The sequence below is a fragment of the Pseudomonas sp. S2_H10 genome (genome assembly GCF_054668285.1).
This window is the reverse complement of sequence record NZ_CP162754.1, coordinates 1607389-1631371: the sequence shown is the minus strand read 5'-3', so window position 1 is coordinate 1631371 and position 23983 is coordinate 1607389. Positions and strand designations below refer to the sequence as shown.

At 62.0% G+C, this 23983-nt stretch carries 22 protein-coding genes and 3 pseudogenes; 14 read left to right on the top strand and 11 right to left on the bottom strand.

Going from position 1 to position 23983, the window contains the following annotated elements:
- Positions 1-4 precede the first annotated feature (4 nt).
- Entirely contained in the window at positions 5-1156 is a 1152-nt protein-coding gene (locus AB4O16_RS07225) for an MFS transporter (RefSeq protein WP_160387611.1), read from the bottom strand.
- A 165-nt stretch (positions 1157-1321) separates the two neighbouring features.
- Here AB4O16_RS07225 and AB4O16_RS07220 point away from each other — a divergent pair, with 165 nt between their 5' ends.
- Positions 1322-2314: a diaminopimelate epimerase gene (locus tag AB4O16_RS07220; protein WP_460157394.1), complete on the top strand. Its 993-nt coding sequence runs from the start codon at positions 1322-1324 to the stop codon at positions 2312-2314.
- Positions 2315-2442: 128 nt separating this feature from the next.
- On the opposite strand, the gene codA is transcribed toward AB4O16_RS07220, so the two are convergent.
- The 4 genes from codA to AB4O16_RS07200 all read right to left on the bottom strand — a co-directional run bounded on the left by codA (position 2443) and on the right by AB4O16_RS07200 (position 6312).
- A complete protein-coding gene (gene codA / locus AB4O16_RS07215; RefSeq protein ID WP_460157393.1) occupies positions 2443-3687 on the bottom strand; it encodes a cytosine deaminase in 1245 nt (414 codons plus the stop codon).
- A gap of 72 nt (positions 3688-3759) precedes the next feature.
- Complete coding sequence (locus AB4O16_RS07210; RefSeq protein WP_460157392.1) at positions 3760-4593, bottom strand: alpha/beta fold hydrolase; 834 nt, start codon at positions 4591-4593, stop codon at positions 3760-3762.
- A 207-nt stretch (positions 4594-4800) separates the two neighbouring features.
- Positions 4801-5157, bottom strand: a complete 357-nt coding sequence (gene queD / locus AB4O16_RS07205) for a 6-carboxytetrahydropterin synthase QueD (protein ID WP_003223505.1) — start codon at positions 5155-5157, stop codon at positions 4801-4803.
- 75 nt (positions 5158-5232) lie between these two features.
- A complete protein-coding gene (locus AB4O16_RS07200) occupies positions 5233-6312 on the bottom strand; it encodes a patatin-like phospholipase family protein (RefSeq protein ID WP_460157391.1) in 1080 nt (359 codons plus the stop codon).
- Between the two features lie 226 nt (positions 6313-6538).
- Between AB4O16_RS07200 and AB4O16_RS07195 the strand changes: the two genes are divergently transcribed.
- Genes AB4O16_RS07195 through AB4O16_RS07180 form a run of 4 tightly spaced genes read left to right on the top strand, consistent with a single transcriptional unit; the run spans position 6539 to position 9149 of the window.
- On the top strand, positions 6539-6847 hold the full coding sequence (locus AB4O16_RS07195) for a PepSY domain-containing protein (protein ID WP_160387601.1): 309 nt from the start codon (positions 6539-6541) through the stop codon (positions 6845-6847).
- On the top strand, positions 6847-7167 hold the full coding sequence (locus AB4O16_RS07190) for a PepSY domain-containing protein (RefSeq protein WP_460157390.1): 321 nt from the start codon (positions 6847-6849) through the stop codon (positions 7165-7167). The genes AB4O16_RS07195 and AB4O16_RS07190 overlap by 1 nt, the downstream gene beginning before the upstream one ends.
- Before the next feature lie 3 nt (positions 7168-7170).
- The gene (locus AB4O16_RS07185; RefSeq protein ID WP_150715834.1) at positions 7171-7839 is read left to right on the top strand and encodes a response regulator transcription factor; all 669 of its coding nucleotides are present in this window, start codon (positions 7171-7173) and stop codon (positions 7837-7839) included.
- On the top strand, positions 7836-9149 hold the full coding sequence (locus AB4O16_RS07180; RefSeq protein WP_460157389.1) for a sensor histidine kinase: 1314 nt from the start codon (positions 7836-7838) through the stop codon (positions 9147-9149). Before AB4O16_RS07185 ends, AB4O16_RS07180 begins: the two co-directional genes overlap by 4 nt.
- Positions 9150-9277: 128 nt before the next feature.
- Here the strand turns inward: AB4O16_RS07180 and AB4O16_RS07175 are convergent, their stop codons facing one another.
- From AB4O16_RS07175 to AB4O16_RS07165, 3 genes and pseudogenes are all read right to left on the bottom strand, one after another.
- Complete coding sequence (locus AB4O16_RS07175) at positions 9278-10951, bottom strand: MFS transporter (protein WP_460157388.1); 1674 nt, start codon at positions 10949-10951, stop codon at positions 9278-9280.
- Between the two features lie 315 nt (positions 10952-11266).
- Positions 11267-11860: pseudogene (locus AB4O16_RS07170) on the bottom strand (methyl-accepting chemotaxis protein); the annotation flags it as partial.
- 264 nt (positions 11861-12124) lie between these two features.
- Positions 12125-13195, bottom strand: a pseudogene (locus AB4O16_RS07165) (methyl-accepting chemotaxis protein); the annotation flags it as partial.
- A gap of 533 nt (positions 13196-13728) precedes the next feature.
- On the opposite strand from AB4O16_RS07165, the gene AB4O16_RS07160 reads away from it, so the two are divergent.
- The 5 genes and pseudogenes from AB4O16_RS07160 to AB4O16_RS07140 all read left to right on the top strand — a co-directional run bounded on the left by AB4O16_RS07160 (position 13729) and on the right by AB4O16_RS07140 (position 18021).
- Complete coding sequence (locus tag AB4O16_RS07160; RefSeq protein ID WP_460157387.1) at positions 13729-15045, top strand: Na+/H+ antiporter family protein; 1317 nt, start codon at positions 13729-13731, stop codon at positions 15043-15045.
- Between the two features lie 135 nt (positions 15046-15180).
- Positions 15181-16005 (top strand): annotated as a pseudogene (locus tag AB4O16_RS07155) (cache domain-containing protein); the annotation flags it as partial.
- A 36-nt stretch (positions 16006-16041) separates the two neighbouring features.
- Complete coding sequence (locus AB4O16_RS07150) at positions 16042-16863, top strand: methyl-accepting chemotaxis protein (RefSeq protein WP_411741588.1); 822 nt, start codon at positions 16042-16044, stop codon at positions 16861-16863.
- A 242-nt stretch (positions 16864-17105) separates the two neighbouring features.
- Complete coding sequence (locus AB4O16_RS07145; protein WP_460157386.1) at positions 17106-17771, top strand: C1 family peptidase; 666 nt, start codon at positions 17106-17108, stop codon at positions 17769-17771.
- A gap of 94 nt (positions 17772-17865) precedes the next feature.
- Entirely contained in the window at positions 17866-18021 is a 156-nt protein-coding gene (locus tag AB4O16_RS07140; protein ID WP_460157385.1) for a metallothionein, read from the top strand.
- Positions 18022-18062: 41 nt separating this feature from the next.
- On the opposite strand, the gene AB4O16_RS07135 is transcribed toward AB4O16_RS07140, so the two are convergent.
- Positions 18063-18341, bottom strand: a complete 279-nt coding sequence (locus AB4O16_RS07135; RefSeq protein ID WP_460157384.1) for a hypothetical protein — start codon at positions 18339-18341, stop codon at positions 18063-18065.
- Positions 18342-18374: 33 nt separating this feature from the next.
- Positions 18375-18602 (bottom strand): DUF6555 family protein, encoded by a 228-nt coding sequence (locus tag AB4O16_RS07130; RefSeq protein WP_253559699.1) that lies wholly within the window; start codon positions 18600-18602, stop codon positions 18375-18377.
- A gap of 147 nt (positions 18603-18749) precedes the next feature.
- Here AB4O16_RS07130 and AB4O16_RS07125 point away from each other — a divergent pair, with 147 nt between their 5' ends.
- The 4 genes from AB4O16_RS07125 (at position 18750) to mnmH (ending at position 22826) form a co-directional block, all read left to right on the top strand.
- A complete protein-coding gene (locus AB4O16_RS07125; protein WP_460157383.1) occupies positions 18750-19529 on the top strand; it encodes an AraC family transcriptional regulator in 780 nt (259 codons plus the stop codon).
- Positions 19530-19634: 105 nt separating this feature from the next.
- On the top strand, positions 19635-20591 hold the full coding sequence (locus AB4O16_RS07120; RefSeq protein ID WP_460157382.1) for a quinone oxidoreductase family protein: 957 nt from the start codon (positions 19635-19637) through the stop codon (positions 20589-20591).
- A 97-nt stretch (positions 20592-20688) separates the two neighbouring features.
- Positions 20689-21723 carry a selenide, water dikinase SelD gene (selD, locus tag AB4O16_RS07115; protein ID WP_460157381.1) on the top strand — a complete coding sequence of 345 codons (1035 nt, stop codon included), beginning with the start codon at positions 20689-20691 and terminating at the stop codon, positions 21721-21723.
- Positions 21723-22826, top strand: a complete 1104-nt coding sequence (mnmH, locus tag AB4O16_RS07110; RefSeq protein ID WP_460157380.1) for a tRNA 2-selenouridine(34) synthase MnmH — start codon at positions 21723-21725, stop codon at positions 22824-22826. The genes selD and mnmH overlap by 1 nt, the downstream gene beginning before the upstream one ends.
- 138 nt (positions 22827-22964) lie before the next feature.
- Here the strand turns inward: mnmH and AB4O16_RS07105 are convergent, their stop codons facing one another.
- Complete coding sequence (locus AB4O16_RS07105) at positions 22965-23636, bottom strand: histidine phosphatase family protein (RefSeq protein WP_460157379.1); 672 nt, start codon at positions 23634-23636, stop codon at positions 22965-22967.
- Between the last annotated feature and the right edge of the window lie 347 nt (positions 23637-23983).

Below are 23983 nucleotides of genomic sequence, written 5' to 3'. Positions count from 1 at the left end.
CTCTTCAGACCTTCAAAACTCTCCCGCCAATCGCCACCGCCACCAGCAACAGCGCCATCAAGGCAAAGGCAAAGCTCAGACTGCTGCCATGGGCGACGAAGCCGATGACGGCGGGGCCCGCGAGAATGCCCGCATAACCCAGTGTGGTAATTGCCGGCACGGCGATGCTTTCGGGCATGACCGTCTGCTTGCCGACTGCGGTGTACAGCACCGGCACGATGTTCGAGCAACCGGCGCCCAGCAGCGCGTATCCCACCAGCGCCGCCTTCCAGTCCGGCGCAAACGTCGCCAGGAACAAGCCGGCGGCGGCCGTCAGCCCGCCGAACACAATCACTCGTGTCGCGCCCAGTCGTCGCACGATTTTGTCACCGGTCAAACGCCCGGCCGTCATGGTCAAGGCAAACGCCGCATAACCGAGGCCAGCATATGCCGTGTCGATGCCACGTTCCTGCACCAGGAACACCGCGCTCCAGTCCAGCGCCGCGCCTTCGGCGAGGAACACGATAAAGCACATGCCGCCGATAAACAGGACGATGCCATGGGGCACCGCGAACGCCGGCCCCGAACCCTTGCTGCCGTAGGGCAACAGATGCGGCACGGCCTTGGCCAACGCGATCAGCAGCATCACGATCACCACCAGCGTGGCGCCCAGCGGGGAAATTCCCAGGCCAAGCAAGCCGCTGACGCCCGCTGCACCGACAATCCCGCCCAGGCTGAACAGGCCATGGAACCCCGACATCATGTTTTTGCCGCTGGCGCGCTCGACGATCACCGCTTGCAGGTTGACCGTCGAATCCACGGTGCCCAGGCCCGCGCCGAACATGAACAAGGCAGCGACCAAGGCCGGAATCGACGACACCGTCGCCAGCAGCGGCAGGGCGGTACAGATCAGCAAGGCTCCGCCAGTCGTCACCCGCCGGCAGCCGAAACGTGAGGACAGGATTCCGGCCAACGGCATCGCCAGAATCGAACCCACCCCAAGGCACAGCAGCAGCAAACCCAGGGTGCCTTCATCCAGCCCGGCCCGTGCCTTGGCATAGGGCACCAGCGGCGCCCACGCGGCGATGCCGACCCCGGCGATGAAAAAGGCGATGCGCGTGGACATCTGTTCCAGGCGGCCGGGAACGAAGGTGGTCTGGCTGTTGAGGCTACTCATATCAATTCCTGGCAAAAAACGTCGCGTCCTCAACGGACAGTGATCGACCGGTGTGGGTTCGATCAATGTCCGCAAAGTTTTGCGGTCAAACAGGGCGATATCGTTGCACAGCGCCAGTGTGTTTCGCGATATGTTGGGCCATTCCAATGACACACGGAGGGCGCCATGGCGCAGCGGTACGATGCACGGGGCAACATCTACATCGTGGTGGCACCCGACGAATTGCGCCTTCAGGGCATCGACTTGCCCGATCAGGCCAGCCAGGCCGCGCAAACCCTTGAAGCCTGGGCGCTCGCGGCCATCGAAGCTTGCTGTAGCTGGGCGCCTGGTACTCAACCACCCGGCAGCAAGGATCATCGCAGCGACGGTTTGCTGGTCGGGCCTTTCCAGTCGTCGCCACCCTTTGACCTGTTGATCGTCAATACCGACGGCACCCTGGCCGAGCGCAGTGGCAACGGCTTGACGATCTTTTCCCAGGCACTGAGCGATCAAGGGCTGTTGCCGAAGGACGAAGCTTGTCTGCTCAGGGTTCATCACGACAAGGCCGATACGCCTTCGCCGGGGCAGACTTCAGTGAAAACCGCACAAATCGATGGTGTTCACGGTTTCTGGCTCGACCTGGGTCAACCGGGATTCGGGCCGGCAGCGGTCAGCGCGCATGGCGTTGAAAGCGCGATGTTGAACGGTCGTGAACTCAGCCACATTGAACAATTGTCGGTACTCAACGGGGCCTGGTCACGCAGTCAGTTCGCCCGGGTCGGTAATCCGCATTGCGTGACGCTGGTCGAAAACGCCGAAGATTTGCCGAGCAATGAGCAGATGCGCGAACCGGGGTTGGCCGAAGGTCTGACGAAAATCGCCTACGCGATGCCGACCGGGGCGGGACGGCCGTGTCCGGCGGGGATCAACCTGCAATGGGCGATGCGCCTGGCCGAAGGGCACATCGCTGCCCGGGTGTTCGAGCGCGGCGAGGGTCCGACGGCGTCGTCGGGGACCAGCGCCAGTGCGGTGGCCTGTGCGGCTTGGCGGGTGGGTTGGGTCAGTGCTGGAGAGGTGAAGGTGACGATGCCGGGTGGCACGGCGCCGATCCTGCTGGAGGAAGAGCGGGGGGAGTTGAGGCGGGTCAGTCTGTTTGGTACGGCTCGAATGGTGGATTGATTTTTAGATTGCCATCGCGGGCAAGCCCGCTCCCACAGGATCGCAGCCGTACACCAATATCGTGGCCACTAAAAAACACTGTGGGAGCTGGCTTGCCAGCGATGGCGTCAGCCCGGTCACCACCAGACTCAGCCCAGCCCACCAAACTCCACCACCTGCATCGTCCGCTTCATCAGCACCTTGCCCTCGCGCACCGAATACAGCGGCAATCCCTGACTGCGGATCACTTCGTAGTCGCTGTCCGCCGACAGAATCAGCAGGTTCGCCGGCCGGCCGCGCTCCAGGCCATAACGATCGCCGAGGTTCATGGCCTTGGCGCTATTGTCCGTCACCAGATCCAGCGCACTTTGCAGGTTGCGATAGCCGAGCATGTGGCAGATGTGCAGCCCGGCTTCCAGTACCCGCAAGATGTTGCCGTTACCCAGCGGGTACCACGGGTCGACGATCGAATCCTGGCCGAAGCACACGTTCATGCCCGCTTCCAGCAACTCGTTGACCCGGGTCACGCCCCGGCGTTTCGGGAAGCTGTCGAAGCGACCCTGCAGGTGGATGCTTTCGGTGGGGCAGGAGACAAAGCTGATCCCCGAATGCCCGAGCAGGCGAAACAGTTTGGCGCAGTAGGCGTTGTCGTAGGAGCCCATGGCCGTGGTGTGGCTGGCCGTCACCCGCGAGCCCATGCCGCGGCTGCGGGCCTCTTCGGCGAGCACTTCGAGGAAGCGCGAATGCGGGTCGTCGGTTTCGTCGCAATGCACGTCGACCAGGCAACCGCTGCGTTCGGCCAGGTCCATCAGGAACTTCACCGAGCTGACGCCCTGATCGCGGGTGTACTCGAAATGCGGAATGCCACCGACCACATCGGCACCCATGCGGATCGCTTCCTCCATCAACTCGCGACCATTGCGGTAAGACTCGATGCCTTCCTGAGGGAACGCGACGATTTGCAGATCGACCAGGTGCCGGCTTTCCTCGCGCACTTCGAGCATCGCCTTGAGCGCGGTCAGTTGCGGGTCGGTGACGTCGACGTGGGTGCGCACATGCTGGATGCCGTGGGCGGCGAGGGCCTGGATGGTTTTTTTGGCCCGGGTCTTGGTGTCTTCCAGGGTGATGGTCGCCTTACGCTCGCCCCAGCACTCGATGCCTTCGAACAGCGTACCGCTCATGTTCCAGCGCGGCTCGCCGGCGGTCAGGGTCGCGTCGAGGTGGATATGCGGCTCGACAAAGGGCGGCACCACCAGATTGCCGCCGGCGTCCAGATCGTCAGGGCCCAGGGTCGGGGCTTCGGTCTGGCGGGCGATGCTGCTGATCAGACCGTTTTCCAGGTTCAACTCATGCAGGCCTTCCTGGTTGCGCAGACGGGCGTTGATGATGTGCATCGGGCAGATCCTTTTGGCGAATCGTATTGGCAATACCTCTACGTTAGCTCGCTGGCGGCAACTCCTGCCAGTTCAATTGGATGAATGTTGCTCAGGCAAAAAACGCAGCAGCGCAGCGACTATGGCTTCAGGTGCATCTTCCTGAACCAGGTGCCCGGCGTTGGGGATCGGATGAAACTGCGCGCCGGGAATCATCTGCTGCAAGGCGCGTCCGCGTTCGACGGGAATCCACTGGTCGTCTTGCCCCCAGAGAATCTGCACCGGGCAGCGGATCGCCGGATACAAACCCTCGGCCTCGCGGGTATAACGCTCGTCCATTTGCGCGATCTGCCGGTAGAACGCCGCTTGCCCCGGCTCCCCCAGCCATGGCTGCACGTAGGGGGCGAGTTCGGCATCGGGGATGTCGCGCTGGATGGCCCCGCGAATATAGGTCGGCACGATGGCGCGCTGGATGTAGTCAGGCAGTCCGCTGAACGCCGCTTCATGCTGGCGCACATGCTGCACGAACGGTGAACCCCAGGGCGTCAATGCCACCGGATCGATCAGCGTCAGGCTGCGGTAATCCTTGCCGTCGAGCAGGTGCGTGCGCAGGGTGGTGGCGCCGCCGAAGTCGTGGGCCACCACATCGGGACGATCCAGGCCCCAGTGCTCCAGCAGTTGCGCCAATAGCCGGTTTTGCACACCAAGCGAGACATCGGCATCCGGTTGTGCCGACTGTCCATAACCCAGCAGGTCGAAGTAGTAGACACGGTGAGTGGCCATGAAATGCGGCGCGATCCGGTGCCATACATAAGAAGAAAAGGGTGTGCCATGCACGAACACCAGCGGCGGGCCGTCGCCGCCTACGGCGTAACGGACCGGGTGTCCGTTGAAGTCAAAGACCTGATCCAGCGGCCAGTCAGTCATGGGCTTGTCCTCTTGGCGGGGCGAGGGGAAAAGCATAGGCATAAAAAAACAGCCGATGAAGGCTGTTTTCTTTTTCTCTGACAAAACGCTGTTCCCCTGTGGGAGCGAGCCTGCTCGCGAAGAGGGCGTGTCAGTCACGGTACATGTTGTCTGACACACCGCTTTCGCGAGCAGGCTCGCTCCCACAGGTTATTTGTAATGTTTGACTTACTCGCCGCGATAGATGCAACCGCTGGTGCAAGTCTCGTGGATGCGGATCGCACTGAGCTCCGGCAGCAAGGGCTTCATCTCATTCCAGATAAACTTGGCCAGCACTTCGCTGGTCGGGTTTTCCAGGCCGGGGATGTCGTTCAGGTAGTTGTGGTCCAGGCGCTCGTACAGCGGCTTGAAGATTGCCTTGATTTCCGAGAAGTCGCGGATCCAGCCGGTATGCGGGTCGAGGTCGCCGCTCAGGTGGATCGCCACTTTGAACGAGTGACCGTGCAGGCGCCCGCACTTGTGGCCGTCCGGTACGTGGGGCAGGCGGTGGGCGGATTCGAAAGTAAATTCCTTGAAGATTTCCACAGTGTTTTCAGCTCTGTTCAGGTGGCGTTCGCCGCAGCGATTCGGGCAGGCGGCGAGTTTACCAGTTTGTCCTGACTAAAGGGTCAGCAAGCGTTCGCCGAGGCGACCGTTGGCGGCCAGTTCGAGGAATTCGTCGCCCATGCGGCGGCTTTCATCCATGGTCGTGCGCCAGTATTTCTGCCGGCTCGCGGCGTCGCCCATGAAGCGCTTGAAGTCGTTGCGGTCCGGCAGTTTGCCGTAGGGCAGGCGCGCCAGGTACTCCTTCGACGGTGACAGCAGCAGCACGTTTTGCAGGCGTGTCGGGCAGGCGCGGCGCCATGGCAGGGTCTTGTCGAACCAGCCGGGAATCACCCTGTCGGTGAAGTGCGGGTAGAGCACGATGTCGTTGCCGCTGTAGGGCAGGTCCAGGTGATAGTCCAGCAGGCCGCCGTCGCGGAAGGTGCCGGCGCCAGCGCCCGGCAGGTTGCGCACGCCTTCCATCACCATCGGGATCGAACCCGAAGCCAGCAGGGCCTGACGCAGATTGCCGGCATCGAGGGCGACGAAGCGTGAAGGGAAGTCGTTCAAGGCATCCACCGGCGGGGCCAGGCGCGGATCGTGGATGATCAGGCGTTCGAAGTGCCGGGCCAGCCGCGCCCGGCCGCGCAGGTTGTCGGCGATGACCGATGACAGGCCCAGCCCGAGACGACCGCGATGATCGTCGGCGAGCAGGCCGTGGCTTTTGACCACCATGATGTTCAGGCGGTAATCGCTGTTGGCCAGGATCGAGGCATCGCGACCGTCGAGCAGGTCATTGAGCATGCGCCGCGAGCTCTGGCTGATCTGCGTCATGGTCACGCCCTTGGCGAAATGCTGCTCGGTGTACAGTTCCCCCAGGCGCCGGATGCCTTCGGCGGCATCCGGCAGGCAGGCGCTGGCGAAGCGCCAGGAACCCACCGAGGCTCCGATCAGCGAGCGTTCGCGCGGCGCCGCCGGCAGCCACTCGCCGAACAGCGCCAGGTCCAGACCCTGGATTCCCAGCGCCTTCGGCCCGCCCGCCGCGCCGGGCAGGGTGCCGACCTCGGCCGCGTTCAGGCCGTTGGCGCGGATGTGCGCCAGGGCGCGCGGGCCGGCCTTGAGGGTCAGGGAAGGGAATTTGATGTGGATGGCGGTCATTACGGTCTCGATGTGTGGCCTGCGGTGGAATTATACGCAACCCCTGTAGGAGCTGGCTTGCCGGCGATGGCGGTGTATCAGTCAGCATCGATGTTGCCTGACACTCCGCCATCGCCGGCAAGCCAGCTCCTACAGGGTTGGGGGTGGCAATGATGGCCATTCAGTTTCAATTAAGTTCATCCGGTTAAGGTGTCGCCCAGGCAACACCTGAAATCCGGAGACACCCATGAAAACCCTGACAGCCCTGTTCACCGCGTCCATCCTCGGCCTGACCGCGGGCATCGCCCATGCCCGGGAACTTGGCCCGGATGAAGCGCTGAGGCTGCGCGACGCTGGTACCATTGTCGCGTTCGAGACACTCAATGCCCGCGCGCTGGCCAGGCATCCAGGTTCCACCGTCAGTGAATCCGAGCTGGAACAGCATTACGGCAAGTACTTGTACAAGGTCGAGCTGCGCGATCCCCAGGGCATCGAGTGGGATCTGGAATTAGACGCTGTCAGCGGGCAGGTTCTCAAGGATCATCAGGATTGGTAATGAAGGTGTTTTTATTAAAACGCTGCACCGGCAGCCGGATGGCACTGGTGCTTCTGGCATTTTGCTCGGTGGTGATGGCCCGCGACCTGGACCAGGATGAAGCCCTGCGCCTGCGCCAACAGGGTGTGATCCTGCCGCTCGAGCAACTGCTGCAACAGGCCATGGATCGTTATCCGGGCGCGAAACTGCTGGAAGCCGAGCTCGAAGAAAAACACGACGTCTACATTTATGAAGTCGAGTTGCTGACCCCTGAAGGCGTGGTCCGTGAGCTGGACATCGATGCCACCAACGGCCGCCTATTGAAAGACAAGGAAGACTGATCCATGCGTTTGCTTCTGGTGGAAGACCACGTACCCCTGGCCGACGAACTGCTGGCCGGTCTCAACCGCCAGGGTTATGCGGTGGACTGGCTGGCCGATGGTCGCGACGCGGTGCATCAGGGCAGCACTGAACCTTACGACCTGATCATCCTCGACCTCGGCTTGCCGGGCGTGCCGGGGCTCGAGGTGCTGGCGCAATGGCGCGCAGCGGGGCTGGCCACGCCGGTGCTGATCCTCACGGCCCGGGGTTCCTGGTCCGAGCGCATCGAGGGCCTCAAGGCCGGTGCCGACGACTACCTGACCAAGCCGTTTCATCCCGAAGAGTTGTTTTTGCGCATCCAGGCGTTGTTGCGCCGCTCCCATGGCCAGGTCAACCAGCCGACGCTCCAGGCCGCCGGGCTGCATCTGGACGAAGGTCGCCAGTGCGTGGTCCGCGACGGTGCCGACATTCAACTGACCGCCGCGGAGTTTCGCCTGCTGCGCTACTTCATGCTGCACCCCGAACAGATCCTCTCCAAAAGCCACCTCGCCGAACACCTCTACGACGGTGAAACCGAGCGCGACTCCAATGTGCTGGAGGTCCACGTCAACCATTTGCGCCGCAAGCTCGGTAAAGACGTGATTGAAACCCGTCGCGGCCAGGGTTATCTGTTCGGCGGGCAAGCCCGGTGAGATCGATCCAGCGTCGCTTGAGCCTGGGCCTGATCAGCGTGATGGTGGTCGTAGGCCTGGTGCTGGCGCAAACCAGCCTGTGGCTGTTCGAACTGGGTTTGCAGCGCTACCTCGAAGCCGGCTTGCGCAATGACAGCGAGAACCTGCTGGCGGCGCTGGTGCGCGGGCCCCAGGGCTTGCAACTGGATGAGCGACGCCTGTCACCGGCCTATCAGCGGCCGTTTTCCGGGCATTATTTCCGTATTGATTTCACCGACGGCCATTGGCGTTCCCGTTCCTTATGGGATCAGGAACTGCCGCCGCTCGATCACCCCGGCCTGCACGACAACCTGCAACTGGGGCCGGAAGGCCAACAGCTTCTGGTACTGCGTACGGATTATCGACGCATGGGGGTGCCGATCTCCATCAGCGTCGCCGAGGATTACACGCCCATACGCGAAAGCTTCCGGCGCATGCAGCAGCTCGGGTTGGCCCTCGGTGTGGCCGGGCTGCTGCTGATTCTGCTGCTGCAACGGATCACGGTGCGCCGCGCCTTGCGCCCGCTGGAAAAGACCCGCGAGCAGATCGCGCAGTTGCAACAGGGCCAGCGCTCGCAACTCGATGACCAGGTGCCGGTGGAGCTGGAGCCGCTGGTGGCGCAGATCAACCATTTGCTGGCCCACACCGAGGACAGCCTCAAGCGTTCACGCAATGCCCTGGGTAATCTCGGCCACGCCTTGAAAACCCCGCTGGCGGTGCTGTTGAGCCTGGCTTCAAGCGAGCAGCTCGATGCGCACCCGCAATTGCGCAAGGTCCTCAAGGAGCAACTGCAACAGGTCGAGCAGCGGCTCAATCGGGAGCTCAATCGTGCGCGGTTGTCCGGCGATGCATTGCCGGGCGCATTGTTCGATTGCGATGCCGAGCTCCCGGGATTGCTGGCGACCCTGAACATGATCCACGGTGAACACCTGGCGCTGAGCTACCGCGCACCCGCCGGCCTGCAATTGCCCTGGGATCGCGAGGACCTGCTGGAGCTGTTGGGCAACTTGTTGGACAACGCCTGCAAATGGGCGGATGCCGAGGTTCGCGTGAGTGTGGCCGAGAACGCACAGGGCTTTGAACTCAGCGTGGAAGATGACGGCCCGGGCATTCCCGAAGAGCGGCGTGATCAGGTGTTCAGCCGGGGCACGCGGCTGGATGAACAGACCGAAGGGCATGGCCTGGGCCTGGGCATCGTGCGCGACATCGTCGATAGCTGGGACGGTAGATTGGCATTGCTGGACAGCGAGTGGGGCGGATTGAAGGTGGTCATCGAGCTACCCAGACACTGAAACTCGCCCCCCTGTAGGAGCGAGCTTGCTCGCGATGATCGTTAACGATGACGCGCCCTTTCTGATTCACAACGGCGCCCTTGCGTTCATCGCGAGCAAGCTCGCTCCTACAGTGATTTGTGTCTACCTCAGGTGTGATGAATCTCCCGATCCTTGGTTTCCGGCATGAAGAAAATGCCCAGCACAGCCGTCATCACCGCGATGACGATTGGATACCACAGCCCGTAGTAGATATCCCCCGTGGCCGCCACCATGGCGAACGCCACCGTCGGCAGGAAGCCGCCGAACCAGCCGTTGCCGATGTGATAGGGCAGCGACATCGAGGTGTAGCGGATGCGCGCCGGGAACAGTTCCACCAGCCAGGCGGCGATCGGGCCGTAGACCATGGTCACGTAGATCACCAGGATCGTCAGGAGCAGCAACACCATCGGGTAGTTGGTCTTCGCCGGGTCAGCCTTCTCGGGGTAGCCGGCGTCCTTGAGGGCGGTGGCGAGGGTGGCGGTAAAGGCGTCGTTTTTGGCCTTGAAGTCGGCGGCCGGCATGCCGGTGCCCTCGAAGCTCTCGATCACTTTGTCGCCAATGCGCACCTGCGCAACAGCGCCAGGCTCGGCGTTGACGTTCTTGTAGGGGATGGCCCGTTTCGCCAACACGGTCTTGGCCAGGTCGCAGGAACTGGTGAATTTGGCCTTGCCCACCGGGTCGAACTGGAACGAGCACTGGTCGGCGTTGGCGACCACCGTGACCGGGTTCTTCTCCTGCGCAATGAACACGTCGGGGTTACCGTACTGGGTCAACGCATGGAAGATCGGGAAATAGGTCGCGGCCGCCAGAATGCAGCCGGCCATGATGATGCCCTTGCGCCCTATGCGGTCGGACAGGCTGCCGAAAATGACGAAGAACGGCGTGCCGATCAGCAGCGAACCGGCGATCAGCAGGTTGGCGGTCTGCGGGTCGATCTTCAGCGTCTGCAACAGGAAGAACAGCGCATAGAACTGCCCGGTGTACCAGACCACCGCCTGGCCGGCGGTACCGCCGAGCAGGGCCATGATGACGATCTTCAGGTTGTCCCAGCGGGCGAAGGATTCGGTCAACGGTGCCTTGGACGCCTTGCCTTCGGCCTTCATTTTCAGGAATACCGGTGATTCGCTCAGTTGCAGGCGGATGTACACCGAGACGATCAGCAGCAGGATCGACAGCAGGAACGGAATCCGCCAGCCCCAGGCCTCGAAGGCTTCGGTGCCGAGGACGGTGCGGCAGGCGAGGATCACCAGCAGCGACAGAAACAGGCCGAGGGTGGCGGTGGTCTGAATCCATGAGGTGAAGAAGCCGCGTTTGCCCTTGGGGGCATGTTCGGCGACATAGGTCGCCGCTCCGCCGTACTCGCCACCCAAGGCCAGGCCCTGGAGCAAGCGCAGGGTGATCAGGATGACCGGAGCCGCGACGCCGATGCTCGCATAGCCGGGCAGCAGGCCTACCACCGCCGTGGAGACACCCATGATCACGATGGTGATGAGGAACGTATGCTTGCGCCCGATCATGTCGCCCAGCCGGCCGAACACGATGGCGCCGAACGGCCGCACGGCGAAGCCGGCGGCGAAGGCGAGCAGGGCGAAGATGAAGGAGGTCGTTTCGTTGACGCCGGCGAAGAAGTGCTTGGCGATGATCGCCGCGAGGGAACCGTACAGGTAGAAGTCATACCATTCGAACACGGTGCCCAGGGACGACGCGAAAATGACCTTGCGCTCCTCCCGGGTGATGCCGCGGTTGGGCGTGCTGCCCGTGGTGGTGTCGATGGCCGCCATGAGTGTTCTCCGTTGTTATTGTGTAGGCCGGAGCACCTCTCATATGTTGCCGCACCCTGGCCCTGGGGCTGATGTCGTCGGATTGCGCAAAGCTTGCTTTGAAGTTGACGTCCCGGATTGTTGCCAGGTTCCCTGAAGCATAATCAGGTTCTGCTAGATATCCACTCGCCATCATTTGATTGAGGTGCGCGTAGAAACAAATGTGGGAGCTAGCTTGCTCGCGATGGCGGTGGGTCAGACAACATCTTTGTTGATTGACACTCGGCCATCGCGAGCAAGCTCGCTCCCACAGGTATTTTGTGCGACTTGCAAGGTTTAAACGCGGAACTGGTCCATCAGGCTCTGTTGCTGGTTCGCCAGGCTGTTGAGCGACTGGCTGACCCGTGCCGATTCATTGGCCTGGCCCGACAGTGATTCGGTCACGTCGCGAATGGTCGCCACGTTGTTGTTGATCTCCTCGGCCACCGCGCTTTGCTCTTCGGCGGCGCTGGCGATCTGCATGTTCATGTCGTTGATCACGGTCACCGCGTCGCCGATCTGGCGCAGCGCCGTCACGGCCTGGCCAACCTGCTCGACGCTGCCCTGGGCCTGACGATGGCTGTTGTTCATCGAACCCACCACATCCTGGGTGCCGCTTTGCAGTTGCTCGATCACCAGGCGGGTTTCTTCCACGGACTCCTGGGTACGCCGCGCCAGGTTGCGCACTTCATCGGCGACCACGGCAAAACCGCGTCCGGCCTCTCCGGCACGGGCCGCTTCGATCGCGGCGTTGAGGGCCAGCAGGTTGGTCTGCTCGGCAATCGCGCGGATCACTTCCAGTACCGTGCCGATCTTCTCGCTGTTGGCGGCCAGGCCTTCGACCTGGATCATCGCCGCGCTCATGTCGGCGGCAAGGTTGTCGATGCTGGCGGTGGTGCGGTCGATCACGGTCAAACCCTGACGGGTCGCCTGATCGGCATCGCGGGCGGCATGGGCCGCCTGCGCGGCGCTGCGGGCAACATCCTGGGCAGTGGCGCTCATCTCGTGGGAGGCGGTGGCGACCTGATCCACCTGGCGGTATTGCTGCTCCATGCCGGCGCTGGTCTGGGTGGCGATGGCGGACGATTGGTCCGCGGTGCTGCGGGCGTCCTGCACCGAGCGTTTCACTTCGGCAATGATCGGTTGCAGCTTGTCGAGGAAACGGTTGAACCAGCCGGCCAACTGGCCCAACTCATCTTTCTTGTCGTAGGCCAGGCGGCGGGTCAGGTCACCTTCGCCGCTGGCGATGTCTTCGAGCATGTGTGCCACGCCGAGGATCGGCCTGGTGACGCTGCGGGCCATCAGCCACACCAGCATCAGGCCGAGCAGGGCGGCCAGAACTCCAAGGCCGAGCTCGATCAGCGTACCGGCGGTGTTGCTCTCGTCCAGCTGCTTTTTCAGGGCTTCGGCGGGGCCGACCAGGACTTTCTCCGGCACGTCGAGCAGCACGCCCCAGGACTTGCCGCCGGGAATCGGCTGGAATGGAGCCAGCACTTTCAGTTGCTGGTTGCTGTGCAGGCTGGCGGTTTTGCTGCTGGCGCCGAGCATCCGCAGCAGTTCGGCACCGCTGGCCTTGTCCACGGCGTCCAGGCGCTGGCTGAGCTTGCTCGCGTCTGGGCTGTAGCCGGCGAGCAGGCCGGCCGGGCTGATGATGCTGACACTGGTCTGGCCGTCGTAGAGCTTCTTGCTGGCGCCCAGGCTGATGGCCTGCAGGCTGTTGAGGTTGATGTCCACCGACAGCGAGGCGATGACCTTGCCGTTGACCATCAGCGGGAAAACGATGCTGGTCATCAGCACGTTCTGGCCGTCGATCTCATAGAAGTAGGGTTCGATCACGCATGGCTTGAGCGTGGTGCGCGGGCAGGTGAACCAGGCGTTGGCCGCTTCGCCGCTGGGGCCGGTGCTGGTGTCGGCCATGTCTTTTTCCGGCAGCGCCATCGAGGTGACCTTGCCCGGCGTCGGCTGCGACCAGTAGAGGGCGAAGCGGCCCTTGTCGTTGCTGCCCAGTTCCGCTTGCCCGGCAAACAGTTCGTCCTTGCCATCAAGGCCGTTGGGCTCGAACACCAGGGACAGCCCGAGCAACTCGGGATTGGCCTGCAGGGCCGACTTGACCTGGCGGGTCAGGTCTTCGCGCAGGTCGAAGGCATCGAGAAAGCGTTTTTCGGCCTGGTCGCGCAAAAACAGCACCTGCCGCGAAAAGCCGTGGCCGTACTGATAGGCGTCCATGAACTGCTGGCGAATCCCCAGCGCCTGGTTTTCGCCCTGGGACTCGATCCGCGCCTGGGCCGCGTCAGTCAGCATCTCCATGCTCGAGGCTTTCACCAGCGCGGAGCTGTGCTCCATGCGATACAGCGAAAGACCCACCAACAGGGTCACGATGCCCGCCAGGCACAGCCCGGCCAGCAGGGTGATTTTCCATTGAATGGAGAGTTGTCTGAGCGACATGGAGGCGTCCTTATTCGATAAATATCTGAGACTTTGCCCTGTAACGGCCGCGATCAGGTTTTCTTTATGCTGCCCGTTGAATATCGAATCACCCCTTGTAGGAGCCGGCTTGCCAGCGATAGCGGCCTCAAGATCACCGCCATGTTCCACGGCCCCATCGCCGGCAAGCCGGCTCCTACAGGGGGTGTGGGCTTTGACAAGGCGGCAGCGGTCCGGCAAAGTGCGCGCCCTCTAATAAGACCCATTCCTTTTATCCGCTGGCGGCTCTCGCAGACTGCCGGCCGGACTCTTTTCGCTTGCCCAGAGGTATGACAATGAATGCAGTAATTGCCGCGGTCGGCATCATGCTGGTACTCAGCCTGTCCCGCGTGCATGTGGTGATCGCCCTGATCGTCGGTGCGCTGGTCGGTGGTCTGACTGGTGGCCTGGGTATCGAGGCGACGCTCAAGGCTTTCAACAGCGGCCTCGGTGGCGGCGCGACGGTGGCGTTGTCCTATGCCTTGCTCGGTGCTTTTGCCGTGGCCATTGCCAAGTCCGGGATGGCCCATGCGCTGGCCGACAAGGCGCTGGCGATGGTCGATCGCCAGCACGCCAGCGGCGGTGGCCAGGTCAAATGGCTGCTGATCGGCCTGCTCTGGGTCGTGGCCATCGCCTCGCAGAACATCCTGCCGATCCATATCGCGTTCATTCCGTTGCTCGTGCCGCCGCTACTTTATGTGCTGACCAAGCTGCAACTGGACCGTCGCCTGATCGCCTGTGTCATGACCTTCGGCCTGATCACGCCCTACATGTTCCTGCCGGTGGGCTTCGGCAACATCTTCCTCAACGAGATCCTGCTGGCCAACGTCGCCCGCAGCGGTGTGGACATCAGCGGCATCAACGTGACCCACGCCATGGGCATTCCGGCGCTGGGCATGGTGGCGGGCCTGCTGATCGCGTTTGTCAGCTATCGCAAGAAGCGTGTCTACGACCTGGCGAAGATCGAACAGGTCGAGCAGGTGGCGGTGCAATACAACCCGCTGAGCCTGATGGTGGCTGGTGTGGCCATCGCGGCGGCGTTCATCGTTCAGCTGTTGTTGGACTCGATGATTATCGGTGCACTGGTCGGCTTCCTGATTTTCTCGGTGTCGGGCATCGTCAAATGGCGCGACACCGATGACCTGTTCACCGAAGGCATGAAAATGATGGCGATGATCGGCTTCATCATGATCGCCGCCTCCGGGTTTGCCGAAGTGATGAAGGCCACTGGTGAAGTGCAGACGCTGGTCGAGTCGTCGGCGGCGTACATCGATCACAGCAAAGGCGTTGGCGCCTTGCTGATGTTGCTGGTGGGGTTGCTGGTGACCATGGGCATCGGTTCGTCGTTCTCCACCGTGCCGATCCTCGCGGCGATCTTCGTGCCGCTGTGCGTGCAACTGGGCTTCAGCCCGATTGCGATCGTGTGCATCGTCGGCACCGCCGGAGCCCTGGGCGACGCCGGTTCACCGGCTTCGGACTCGACCCTCGGCCCGACCTCCGGCCTGAACATCGACGGCCAGCACCATCACATCTGGGACACCGTGGTCCCGACCTTCCTGCACTACAACCTGCCGCTGCTGGCGTTTGGCTGGGTGGCCGCGATGGTGCTGTAACTTCACTTGTAGGAGCCGGCTTGCCGGCGATGGCGATTCCTGGGGCGCCATCGCCGGCAAGCCGGCTCTACAGTTTTGATTTTTGGTGCCGTTAAAGCCTTTAACCACGCCAACAAAATCAAAAGAGTGAACGTCATGCGCATGAGCCTCAAGGCCAAAGTCCTGTCCCTTGCCGTCCTCCCGGTGTTGCTGTTTGCGCTGGTCATCAGCCTGACCACGCTGTTCATTCTTCAGGATCAGGCGCGCAAGGAAGTCGAGCAGACCCGCGAACGCCTGCTCAGCGATGCCAAGGCGACCTTGCAGAGCTACGTGGCCGTGGCCATGACCACGATCAAACCGCTCTACGACGCGGCCGCTCCCGGCGATGAGGCGGCGCGGGCCCAGGTGATCAAGCTGCTGTCGAGCATCACCTATGGCAAGGACGGCTACTTCTTCGGCTACGACTCCAATACCGTGCGCCTGTTCAAGGCCAACAGCCCCGAAGGCGTGGGCCAGAGCTTCAAGGACAACCGCGACCCGAACGGTGTCTACGTCAACCGCGACCTGGTGAAGGTGGCGAAGGACGGTACGCACTATCTGCAATACAGCTCGCCATTGCCCGGCAACACCCAGGTGTTGGTGCCCAAGCTCGGCTACACCGAATACCTGCCGAAGTGGGACATGGCGTTCGGTACCTCGGTCAACCTCGACGGCATCGAAGCACAGGTGGCCGTGGTCGAGGCCAAGGTTCAGGAGCGCATGCAAGGCATGGTGCTGAGCATCGTCGGCGTGGCGCTCGTGGTGCTGCTGGTGATCGCCGCTGCCGGGATGTTGCTGGCCAACACCATTCTGCGTCCGCTGCATTTGATGAAAGCCAACCTCGACGACATCGCCGCGGGCGAGGGTGACCTGACCCGTCGCCTGACCATCACCAGCCAGGACGAACTCGGTGAACTGGCCGGCTCGTTCAACCGTTTTGTCGACAAGATCCACGGACTGGTGCGGCAGATCACCGAAATGACCTCGCAACTGACCGGGCTGGTGAATCAGGTGTCCGACCAGGCCAATCGCTCGGACCAGGCCATGGAGCGCCAGCGCCATGAGACCGATCAGGTGGCCACGGCGATCAACGAAATGTCCGCAGCGGCCCAGGAAGTGGCCAAGAGCGCGCAAAACGCCGCAGTGGCAGCCCAGCAGACTGACGAAGAAGGGCAGGCGGCCAAGCGCGTGGTGGCCGGCAGCATCGAGAAGATCCATGCCTTGGTGGACGACATCCGCAGCAGCGGTGTGTCCCTCGACAGCCTGCAAAAAGACGTGTCGTCGATTGTCAGCGTGCTCGGGGTGATCCGCTCGATTGCCGAACAGACCAACCTGCTGGCACTCAACGCCGCCATTGAGGCGGCCCGCGCGGGCGAGGCCGGGCGTGGTTTTGCGGTGGTGGCCGATGAGGTGCGGGCGCTGGCCAGCCGTACGCAAATCAGCACCCAGGAAATCCAGGGCATGATCGACCGCCTGCAGGCCGGCACCCAGTCGGCGGTGGAGGCGATGCGCCGCTCCAGCGAGGCGGGCGACGGCACCTCGGCCCAGGCCAACGAGGCGGGCGCTTCGCTGGACACCATGGCTCAGTTGATCGCGACCATCAATTCGATGAACGCGCAGATCGCCAGTGCGGCGGAGGAACAGACCGCCGTGGCCGAAGAGATCAACCGCAGCGTGCATCAGATTGCCGTGGCCGTGGACAACGTCGCCGACGAAACCCAACTCGGCGCGCAGACCTCGCGCAGCCTGGCCGACCTCGGCCAGCGCCTGGGCAGCCTGGTTGGGCAGTTCCGTATCTGACAGTTATGTTTAACAACGCGAAACGGCTTGGTTTTTATAACTAAATAGTATTGAACAACTGTCATATTTGACAGTTGTTGCCTTTGGCTTATTGGTCTTTCATTTCAATGACATAGCGAGGTAACAGAAAAACCATTTAGAAACAGGGGCTAAGTATGAGGTTCTGGCAACTCTCATGTTTCATCCTGGTTGGCGGCTGTGTCGTTACCGTGACGGCACAGGCCCTGGAGATACCCAGCTCAATGGACTGGCGCACCCAGGGCGCTGTCACCAGAGTCAAGCATCTAGGGACTTGTGGCTCCGGTTATGCTTTTTCAGCCGTCGGTGCCCTAGAGGGCGCATTGTTTTTGCAAACCGAAAGACTGGTCGAGCTTTCCGAGCAACAGATTCTTGATTGCAGCAGTGAGCAAGGTAATCAAGGCTGTGATGGCGGGCTGATGGATTACACCTATGACTACGTCAAGCAAAACGGTATTCAGTCAGCAGAATATTACCCTTACACAGGGGACGGAGGACGCTGTGGTGCCGGCATGATCAAGGCTGTCGCCGCCAATACGGTGACCTATACGAATATCCCTCATGGCGACGAGGAGGCATTGCGCCAGGCCGTAGCCAGAGGGCCGGTAGCGGCGGCGATCGACGCATCCGACAACTTTCAAAAATACTCCGGCGGGGTATTGAATGATGAAAGTTGCGATGAAGATGATTTGAATTACGCCGTGCTTATCGTTGGTTATGGTACCGAAGATGGTGAAGATTTTTGGCTGGTGAAAAACAGCAGGGGCCCGGAGTGGGGGGAGGCCGGGTATATAAGGATGTCCAGAAACAAGGATAACCAGTGTGGCATCGCCTCTTACGCGTCATTCCCGGTCCTCGCGAAACGGGTCATACATCAAGGACTCAAGTAGTGCGCTGTTGCGGTGTTGCGGTCGACCCCTACACTGAAAAGCACGGGTTGTTTTCATCTCCCCCCGACGACCACCACCCACAGGAGTCAAACCCATGACCGAGCGTAAATGCGATTGTCCGAAGTGTTCCTGCAAACTCGGTGAACATCCGATCGTGCGTCACGGCAAGCACTATTGCTGTGAAGCCTGTGCCAAGCATCACGAGCATGGCGAGGAGTGCGCTTCCCAAGGCTGCAAGTGTGCTCACTGAGCTCCCCCGCACACGCCAGCCCGCACACGCCAGGGTGGAGCCTAGTCCGGCTCCACTTCCAGCCTGAGGCTGTCATCCTCCAGGCGCTCGCTGTGGCGAACGGTGCCCTGCAAGCGCCGCCCTTCGACCCGCAGCACCAGGGTCTTGGCCTGCTCGAGATCTTCCGGCAGCGGCGCCGGGACGCGTATGGCGAAGCAAAACGGGTCGTTTTCGATCGATTCCAGTCCGATCCGGCACTCCGCGCTTTTGGTCACGCGGCCGAACAACGTGTCCAGGCCGTAGTCCAGCTGCGCAGGGCTGGTGACGGATGTTGTGCTCATTTCCCTTCCCCCGAACCTGATCGTCGCCAGAGATTAGTTCGCCGGCCGCCACGTGACGTTTTCCACGCCGAATTTTTCCGCCATCGGCTTGCTGGTCTTTTGCACCTTCTCGCGTCCAAAGCGCGGGATTCGCCCCACCCCCGCATCACAGCTCGCCCAATGCCAGGCTTCTGCGTTATCCATTTTTTCCAGTCGGATAATGAAAGACTTTGGAGTGCCATGGAGTGTGTACTCGATGACGAATAATTTTGCACTGTTCATAAAGCCCCGGTTCCTCCCTGTTGTACATAAAAGGATCGCGCGCCATCGGGAAAATTCATTCGGATTTTCGCAAGGCGGCGGTTGCTGGCGACAAGTTCCTTGCCTCGTTACCATGTGGCTTCCCCGATCCCCCAATGAACATAGACCATGGCCCTCGCCGTACCGCCCGACCTGAGTGACACCGATGTGCCGGTGCAACCGCTGGCCCGCACCTATCCGCGCGGGTTGTTCATCGAGCCGCATGAGCACGTCTGGGGCCAGTTGCTGTATGCGATGAGCGGGGTGATGTGGGTCGAGACGCCGCACGAGGCGCTGGTGGTGCCGCCGCAGCGGGCGGTGTGGTTGCCGCCGGGCGTGCCCCACGGGATTCGTGTGGTGTCCGACCTGCAAATGCGCAACATCTACCTGCGCCCGACCCTGGCGGCGACCCTGGATGACAGCGTGCAGGTCATCGAGGTCGGCGGCTTGCTGCGCGAGCTGATTGTCGGTCTGGTGGAGCAGGGCAACGACGGGCCGCCCGAGTATTACGACGCGCTGGTGCGGTTGGCACTGCTGGAGCTCAAGCGTGCCCGGCGTTCGCTGTTGAAAATCCCGCTGCCGGACGATTCCGACCGGCGGCTGATGAATCTGTGTCAGGCGGTCATGTCTGCGCCTTCGCTGGATATTCCGTTCGAACAGCACGCAGAAACTGCAGGTGCCAGCGTGCGCACCCTGGCGCGGCTGTTCAAGGATGGCCTGGGCATGGGCTTCGCCGAGTGGCGGCGCCAGGTGCAACTGGCGACGGCGGTGGCCGGGTTGATCCAGGGCGTGCCCGTCAGCGCGATTGCCCGGGAGCTGGGCTATTCGCCGAGCAGTTTCAGCGACATGTTTCGTCGTGAACTGGGTGTTGCCCCTTCGCAGTTTCCTGCGGCGCAACACCAGGGCTGAATTGGCCGCCGCCATGCTTTGGCCGATATCCAGAAGCACTTGACCGATGCTTACAGGCGTCGCCCTCTAGACTCGGCGCATACCTCAACTGCCCCGGAATCTGCCATGAAAGCTCTGCAATTCGATAAGACCGGTGATCTCTCGGCCCTGCGCTACGTCGGGGTGCCGACCCCCGTGCCCGGCGCCGATGAAGTGCTGGTCGAGATCAAGGCCGCCGGTCTCAACCCCAGCGACGTGAAGAACGTGCTGGGACGTTTTCCCTACACCACCTTGCCGCGCATTCCCGGTCGTGATTTCGCCGGGGTGGTCGTGGCCGGCCCGCAGGCGCTGATCGGCCAGGAAGTCTGGGGCACGGGCCGGGAACTGGGCTTTTTCGCCGACGGCTCCCACGCCCAGTTCGTCAAGCTGCCGGCCAATGGCGTGGCACTCAAGCCCACCCACCTGAGCTTCGCCCAGGCCGCCAGCCTCGGTGTGCCGTACACCACGGCATGGGATGCGCTGGAACGCAGCCTGGTAACCGCCGAAACCCGATTGCTGGTCATCGGTGGCGGCGCCGTCGGCAGTGCCGCGCTGGCCCTGGCCAAGGTGCGCGGTGCCCGGGTGTTGGCGGCCGCGCGGCGTCCTGAGCAGGTCAAGGATTTGCAGGACCAGGGCTACCCGACCCTGCAACTGGATAAACCCGAAGACCTCGGGGCGCAGGTCAACGCGGTCTACGCTGGCGGTGCCGACGTGATTTTCGACACCACCGGCTTCTGGCTGCCGGCCTCGGTGCCAGCCCTGGCGACGTTCGGCCGCATCGCGATCATCGCCGCGCCCGTGGACGGTCACGTGCAGTTGCCGGCCCTGGCGTTGTATCGCAAGGGTGGTTCGGTGGTGGGAATCAACTCGTTGCTGTACGGGGTGAAGGCCTGTGCGGCGATGCTCGAGCAGTTTGGCCGGTTCTTCGATCAGGACCTGTTGCCGTTGCCCCAGGGTTTGTTCGAGTCACCATTGGCCGAAGGCCTGGAGCGTTACGCCGAAGTGAATCAGGGCAGCGGTGACAAGGTGATTCTGTTGCCTTGATTGCGGCCCCGGGGAGATGTCGTCCGTGGCATCTCCTGCATAAGAAAAAGGCGCGCTTGCTGTAGGATTGGTTACCTGGACTTTGCGAGGTACACCCATGAGCGAGCCGATTCGCCTGACCCAATACAGCCACGGCGCCGGTTGCGGCTGCAAAATCTCCCCCCAGGTGCTGGAAGTGATCCTGGCCGGCAGCGGGGCGCAGAACCTTGACCCGAAACTCTGGGTCGGCAACGCCTCGCGTGACGACGCCGCGGTCTATGCCATCGACGAAGAGCGCGGCGTGGTCTCGACCACGGATTTTTTCATGCCGATCGTCGACGACCCTTTCGATTTCGGCCGGATTGCCGCCACCAATGCCATCAGCGACATCTACGCCATGGGTGGCGATCCGTTGATGGCGATTGCGATTCTCGGCTGGCCGGTGAACGTGCTGGCCCCGGAGATTGCCCGGGAAGTGATACGCGGCGGCCGTTCGGTGTGTGACGAGGCGGGCATCCCGCTGGCAGGCGGGCACTCCATCGACGCACCTGAGCCGATCTTTGGCCTGGCCGTCACCGGTCTGGTGGAAAAGCGCCACATGAAGCGCAACGACACCGCCACCGCCGGTTGCCTGCTTTATCTCACCAAGCCCCTGGGCATCGGCATCCTCACGACGGCCGAGAAAAAGGGCAAGTTGCGTCATGCCGACATCGGCCTGGCCCGGGACTGGATGTGCACCCTGAACAAACCCGGCAGTCGTTTCGGCAAGCTCGAAGGTGTCACCGCGATGACCGACGTCACCGGTTTCGGCCTGCTCGGGCACCTGGTGGAAATGGCCGATGGCAGCCAGCTCACCGCACGCATCGAATACGAGCGCGTACCGCGCCTGCCGGGCGTCGAGTATTACCTTGAACAGGGCTGCGTACCGGGCGGGACGCTGCGCAACTTCGACAGCTACGCCAGCAAGCTCGGGCGCCTTCAGGAACTGCACAAACGCGTGCTCTGCGATCCGCAGACCAGTGGTGGCCTGCTTATTGCGGTGACGCCCGAAGGCAACGAGCAATTCCTTTCTGTGGCCGCCGAACTGGGCCTGAGCCTGGAACCGATCGGTGAACTGGTCGAGCGACAGAGCAACGCAGTCGAGGTGTTTTGATGTTCGTCGACTGCACTGATTACCGCGACATCTTCCTCAACGACCGGCCAATGATGGACGCCCGCGCGCCCGTCGAATTCAGCAAAGGCTCGTTTCCCGGCGTGATCAACCTGCCGTTGATGAATGACCTTGAACGCCAACGGGTCGGCACGTGCTACAAGCAGCACGGTCAGCAAGCAGCCATCGTGCTCGGGCATCAACTGGTGTCGGGCGCGGTCAAGGCCGAACGCATCCAGGCCTGGGCCGATTTTGCCCGGGCGCACCCGGACGGTTATCTGTATTGCTTTCGCGGCGGCCTGCGCTCGCAGATCGTCCAGCAATGGCTCAAGGACGAGGCGGGCATAGACTATCCACGGGTGGGCGGCGGCTACAAGGCCATGCGCACCTTCCTGCTCGATACCCTCGATCAGGCGATTGCCCAGTGCGATTTTGTCCTGTTGGGCGGGATGACCGGCACCGGCAAGACCGAGGTGCTCACGCAATTGGCCAACAGCGTGGACCTTGAAGGCCATGCCAACCACCGCGGCTCCAGTTTCGGCAAGCGCGCCACGGGCCAGCCTTCGAATATCGACTTCGAAAACCGCTTGGCGGTGGACGTGCTGAAAAAACGCGCCCGGGGCATCGAGCAGTTCGTACTGGAAGACGAAAGCCGTGCGGTGGGCAGTTGCGCGTTGCCGTTACCGCTGTACCAGGGCATGCAGCAGTTTCCGATGGTCTGGCTCGAAGACAGCCTGGAAGGTCGGGTCGAGCGGATCCTGCGCGATTACGTGGTGGATCTGTGCGCCGAATTCATCGGCGTGCATGGCGAGGAGGGCTTTGCGCTGTTTTCCGAGCGGTTGCTGGCGAGCCTGAACAATGTGCAGAAACGCCTGGGTGGCGAGCGTCACCGGCGCATGTTGATTTTGATGGAGGAGGCGTTGGCGGAACAGGGCCGCAGTGGCGCGGTGGATCTGCACCGCGGCTGGATCGAAGGCTTGCTGCGCGAGTATTACGATCCGATGTATGCGTTTCAGCGGGAGAAGAAGGGCGCAAGGATCGAGTTTGCGGGGGAGCGGGGGGCGGTTCTCGAGTATCTGCGTGAGCGGGGCAGTCTGCGCCATTGATGCAGTCTTCGCTGGCCCCATCGCGAGCAGGCTCGCTCCCACAGTAGATCTTCAGTGATCACAGGTTTTGTGTATGGCGCAAATCCAATGTGGGAGCGAGCCTGCTCGCGAAGGGGCCCGATCAAACAATGCAAAATCTCAGGTCGGGCAGGTTTCAGCGCCGTTATCCAGCCCCTGCTTGTACACATTGCTCTGCAAGCTGGCCTTGCCGTTGTGCCAGGTCAGGGTCAGTACGTACAGCGAGTCGTAGTCGCCGGACTCCCAGTCTTCAGTGATCTTCATTTTTTTGCCGGTGGCGTCGCCGGCGACCTTGTTGATCAGTTCCGGCAGGTAGCCGTGGGACCAGGCCGTGTAGATGACCGAGTTGTGATACTTGTCGTGCAGCAGTTCATCGGCCAGGTCACTGGTGTCATTGGCGGAAAAATTGATGTTCACCGGCAGGCCGAGCTTGATCGCGCTGGGGCTGATGGTCATCAGGGGGCGGATGTAGCTGTAGGAATTGTCGAACTCGCCTTCCTCGACGTTGCGGGTCGGGTTCGCCGCAAACACGTAGTTGGCCTTGCCGAACTTTTCCGGCAGCAGCGTGGCCAGGTCGATGGCGCGGTTCAGCCCCTGGCAATTGAGCTGGCCCAGGCCGCCGTCGGGTTTTTCCCCGTGGCGCAGGAACACCAGCGTCTGGGTGCCATCCATCGGTTGAGCGCGACTCAGGCCGGACTCCAGCAACAGGAACACCGCACTGACCGCCAGCAAGACGGGCAACAGCAGATAGGCGCGGTGTTTAAAACGTCGGGTAAAATTGAACAGATTCATGAATAAAAGGTTCTTCAGCGCAATTCGGTTAAGGCTGACAAACCTTTACACCACGACTTTCCTGCGTCGGGTGTTTTCCATGTCGTTGAAGCCGGTCCGTTTTCAAGGGAGTGGTGCTCAGAGTCCCATGAGCCCGTTTGGTTCGATTCCGGCCAGGAGCGCAGCAATGTACCGGTAACCTTTAACGGATTGCAGTGAAGGTTATCGACAGGATGTTGCGGATTTGTGGACACACTAACCGAACTGCGTTGAGGCGGGTCCTGATCTCTTTTGATCTCCTCTATCAGCGATATTGATGGCTTCAAGGGATCGCAGAGCCGATATCTCCATTATCATCGTCACTCTCA

Excerpts from the sequence above, each read along its gene's own strand:
- AB4O16_RS07225 (WP_160387611.1), bottom strand. The coding sequence starts at position 1,156 with ATGAGTAGCCTCAACAGCCAGACCACCTTCGTTCCCGGCCGCCTGGAA.
- AB4O16_RS07220 (WP_460157394.1), top strand. The coding sequence starts at position 1,322 with ATGGCGCAGCGGTACGATGCACGGGGCAACATCTACATCGTGGTGGCA.
- codA (WP_460157393.1), bottom strand. The coding sequence starts at position 3,687 with ATGCACATCATCAACGCCCGTCTGCGCAACCAGGAAGGCCTGCATGAG.
- AB4O16_RS07210 (WP_460157392.1), bottom strand. The coding sequence starts at position 4,593 with ATGACTGACTGGCCGCTGGATCAGGTCTTTGACTTCAACGGACACCCG.
- AB4O16_RS07200 (WP_460157391.1), bottom strand. The coding sequence starts at position 6,312 with ATGACCGCCATCCACATCAAATTCCCTTCCCTGACCCTCAAGGCCGGC.
- AB4O16_RS07195 (WP_160387601.1), top strand. The coding sequence starts at position 6,539 with ATGAAAACCCTGACAGCCCTGTTCACCGCGTCCATCCTCGGCCTGACC.
- AB4O16_RS07190 (WP_460157390.1), top strand. The coding sequence starts at position 6,847 with ATGAAGGTGTTTTTATTAAAACGCTGCACCGGCAGCCGGATGGCACTG.
- AB4O16_RS07185 (WP_150715834.1), top strand. The coding sequence starts at position 7,171 with ATGCGTTTGCTTCTGGTGGAAGACCACGTACCCCTGGCCGACGAACTG.
- AB4O16_RS07175 (WP_460157388.1), bottom strand. The coding sequence starts at position 10,951 with ATGGCGGCCATCGACACCACCACGGGCAGCACGCCCAACCGCGGCATC.
- AB4O16_RS07160 (WP_460157387.1), top strand. The coding sequence starts at position 13,729 with ATGAATGCAGTAATTGCCGCGGTCGGCATCATGCTGGTACTCAGCCTG.
- AB4O16_RS07150 (WP_411741588.1), top strand. The coding sequence starts at position 16,042 with ATGACCTCGCAACTGACCGGGCTGGTGAATCAGGTGTCCGACCAGGCC.
- AB4O16_RS07145 (WP_460157386.1), top strand. The coding sequence starts at position 17,106 with ATGGACTGGCGCACCCAGGGCGCTGTCACCAGAGTCAAGCATCTAGGG.
- AB4O16_RS07140 (WP_460157385.1), top strand. The coding sequence starts at position 17,866 with ATGACCGAGCGTAAATGCGATTGTCCGAAGTGTTCCTGCAAACTCGGT.
- AB4O16_RS07135 (WP_460157384.1), bottom strand. The coding sequence starts at position 18,341 with ATGAGCACAACATCCGTCACCAGCCCTGCGCAGCTGGACTACGGCCTG.
- AB4O16_RS07130 (WP_253559699.1), bottom strand. The coding sequence starts at position 18,602 with ATGAACAGTGCAAAATTATTCGTCATCGAGTACACACTCCATGGCACT.
- AB4O16_RS07125 (WP_460157383.1), top strand. The coding sequence starts at position 18,750 with ATGGCCCTCGCCGTACCGCCCGACCTGAGTGACACCGATGTGCCGGTG.
- AB4O16_RS07120 (WP_460157382.1), top strand. The coding sequence starts at position 19,635 with ATGAAAGCTCTGCAATTCGATAAGACCGGTGATCTCTCGGCCCTGCGC.
- selD (WP_460157381.1), top strand. The coding sequence starts at position 20,689 with ATGAGCGAGCCGATTCGCCTGACCCAATACAGCCACGGCGCCGGTTGC.
- mnmH (WP_460157380.1), top strand. The coding sequence starts at position 21,723 with ATGTTCGTCGACTGCACTGATTACCGCGACATCTTCCTCAACGACCGG.
- AB4O16_RS07105 (WP_460157379.1), bottom strand. The coding sequence starts at position 23,636 with ATGAATCTGTTCAATTTTACCCGACGTTTTAAACACCGCGCCTATCTG.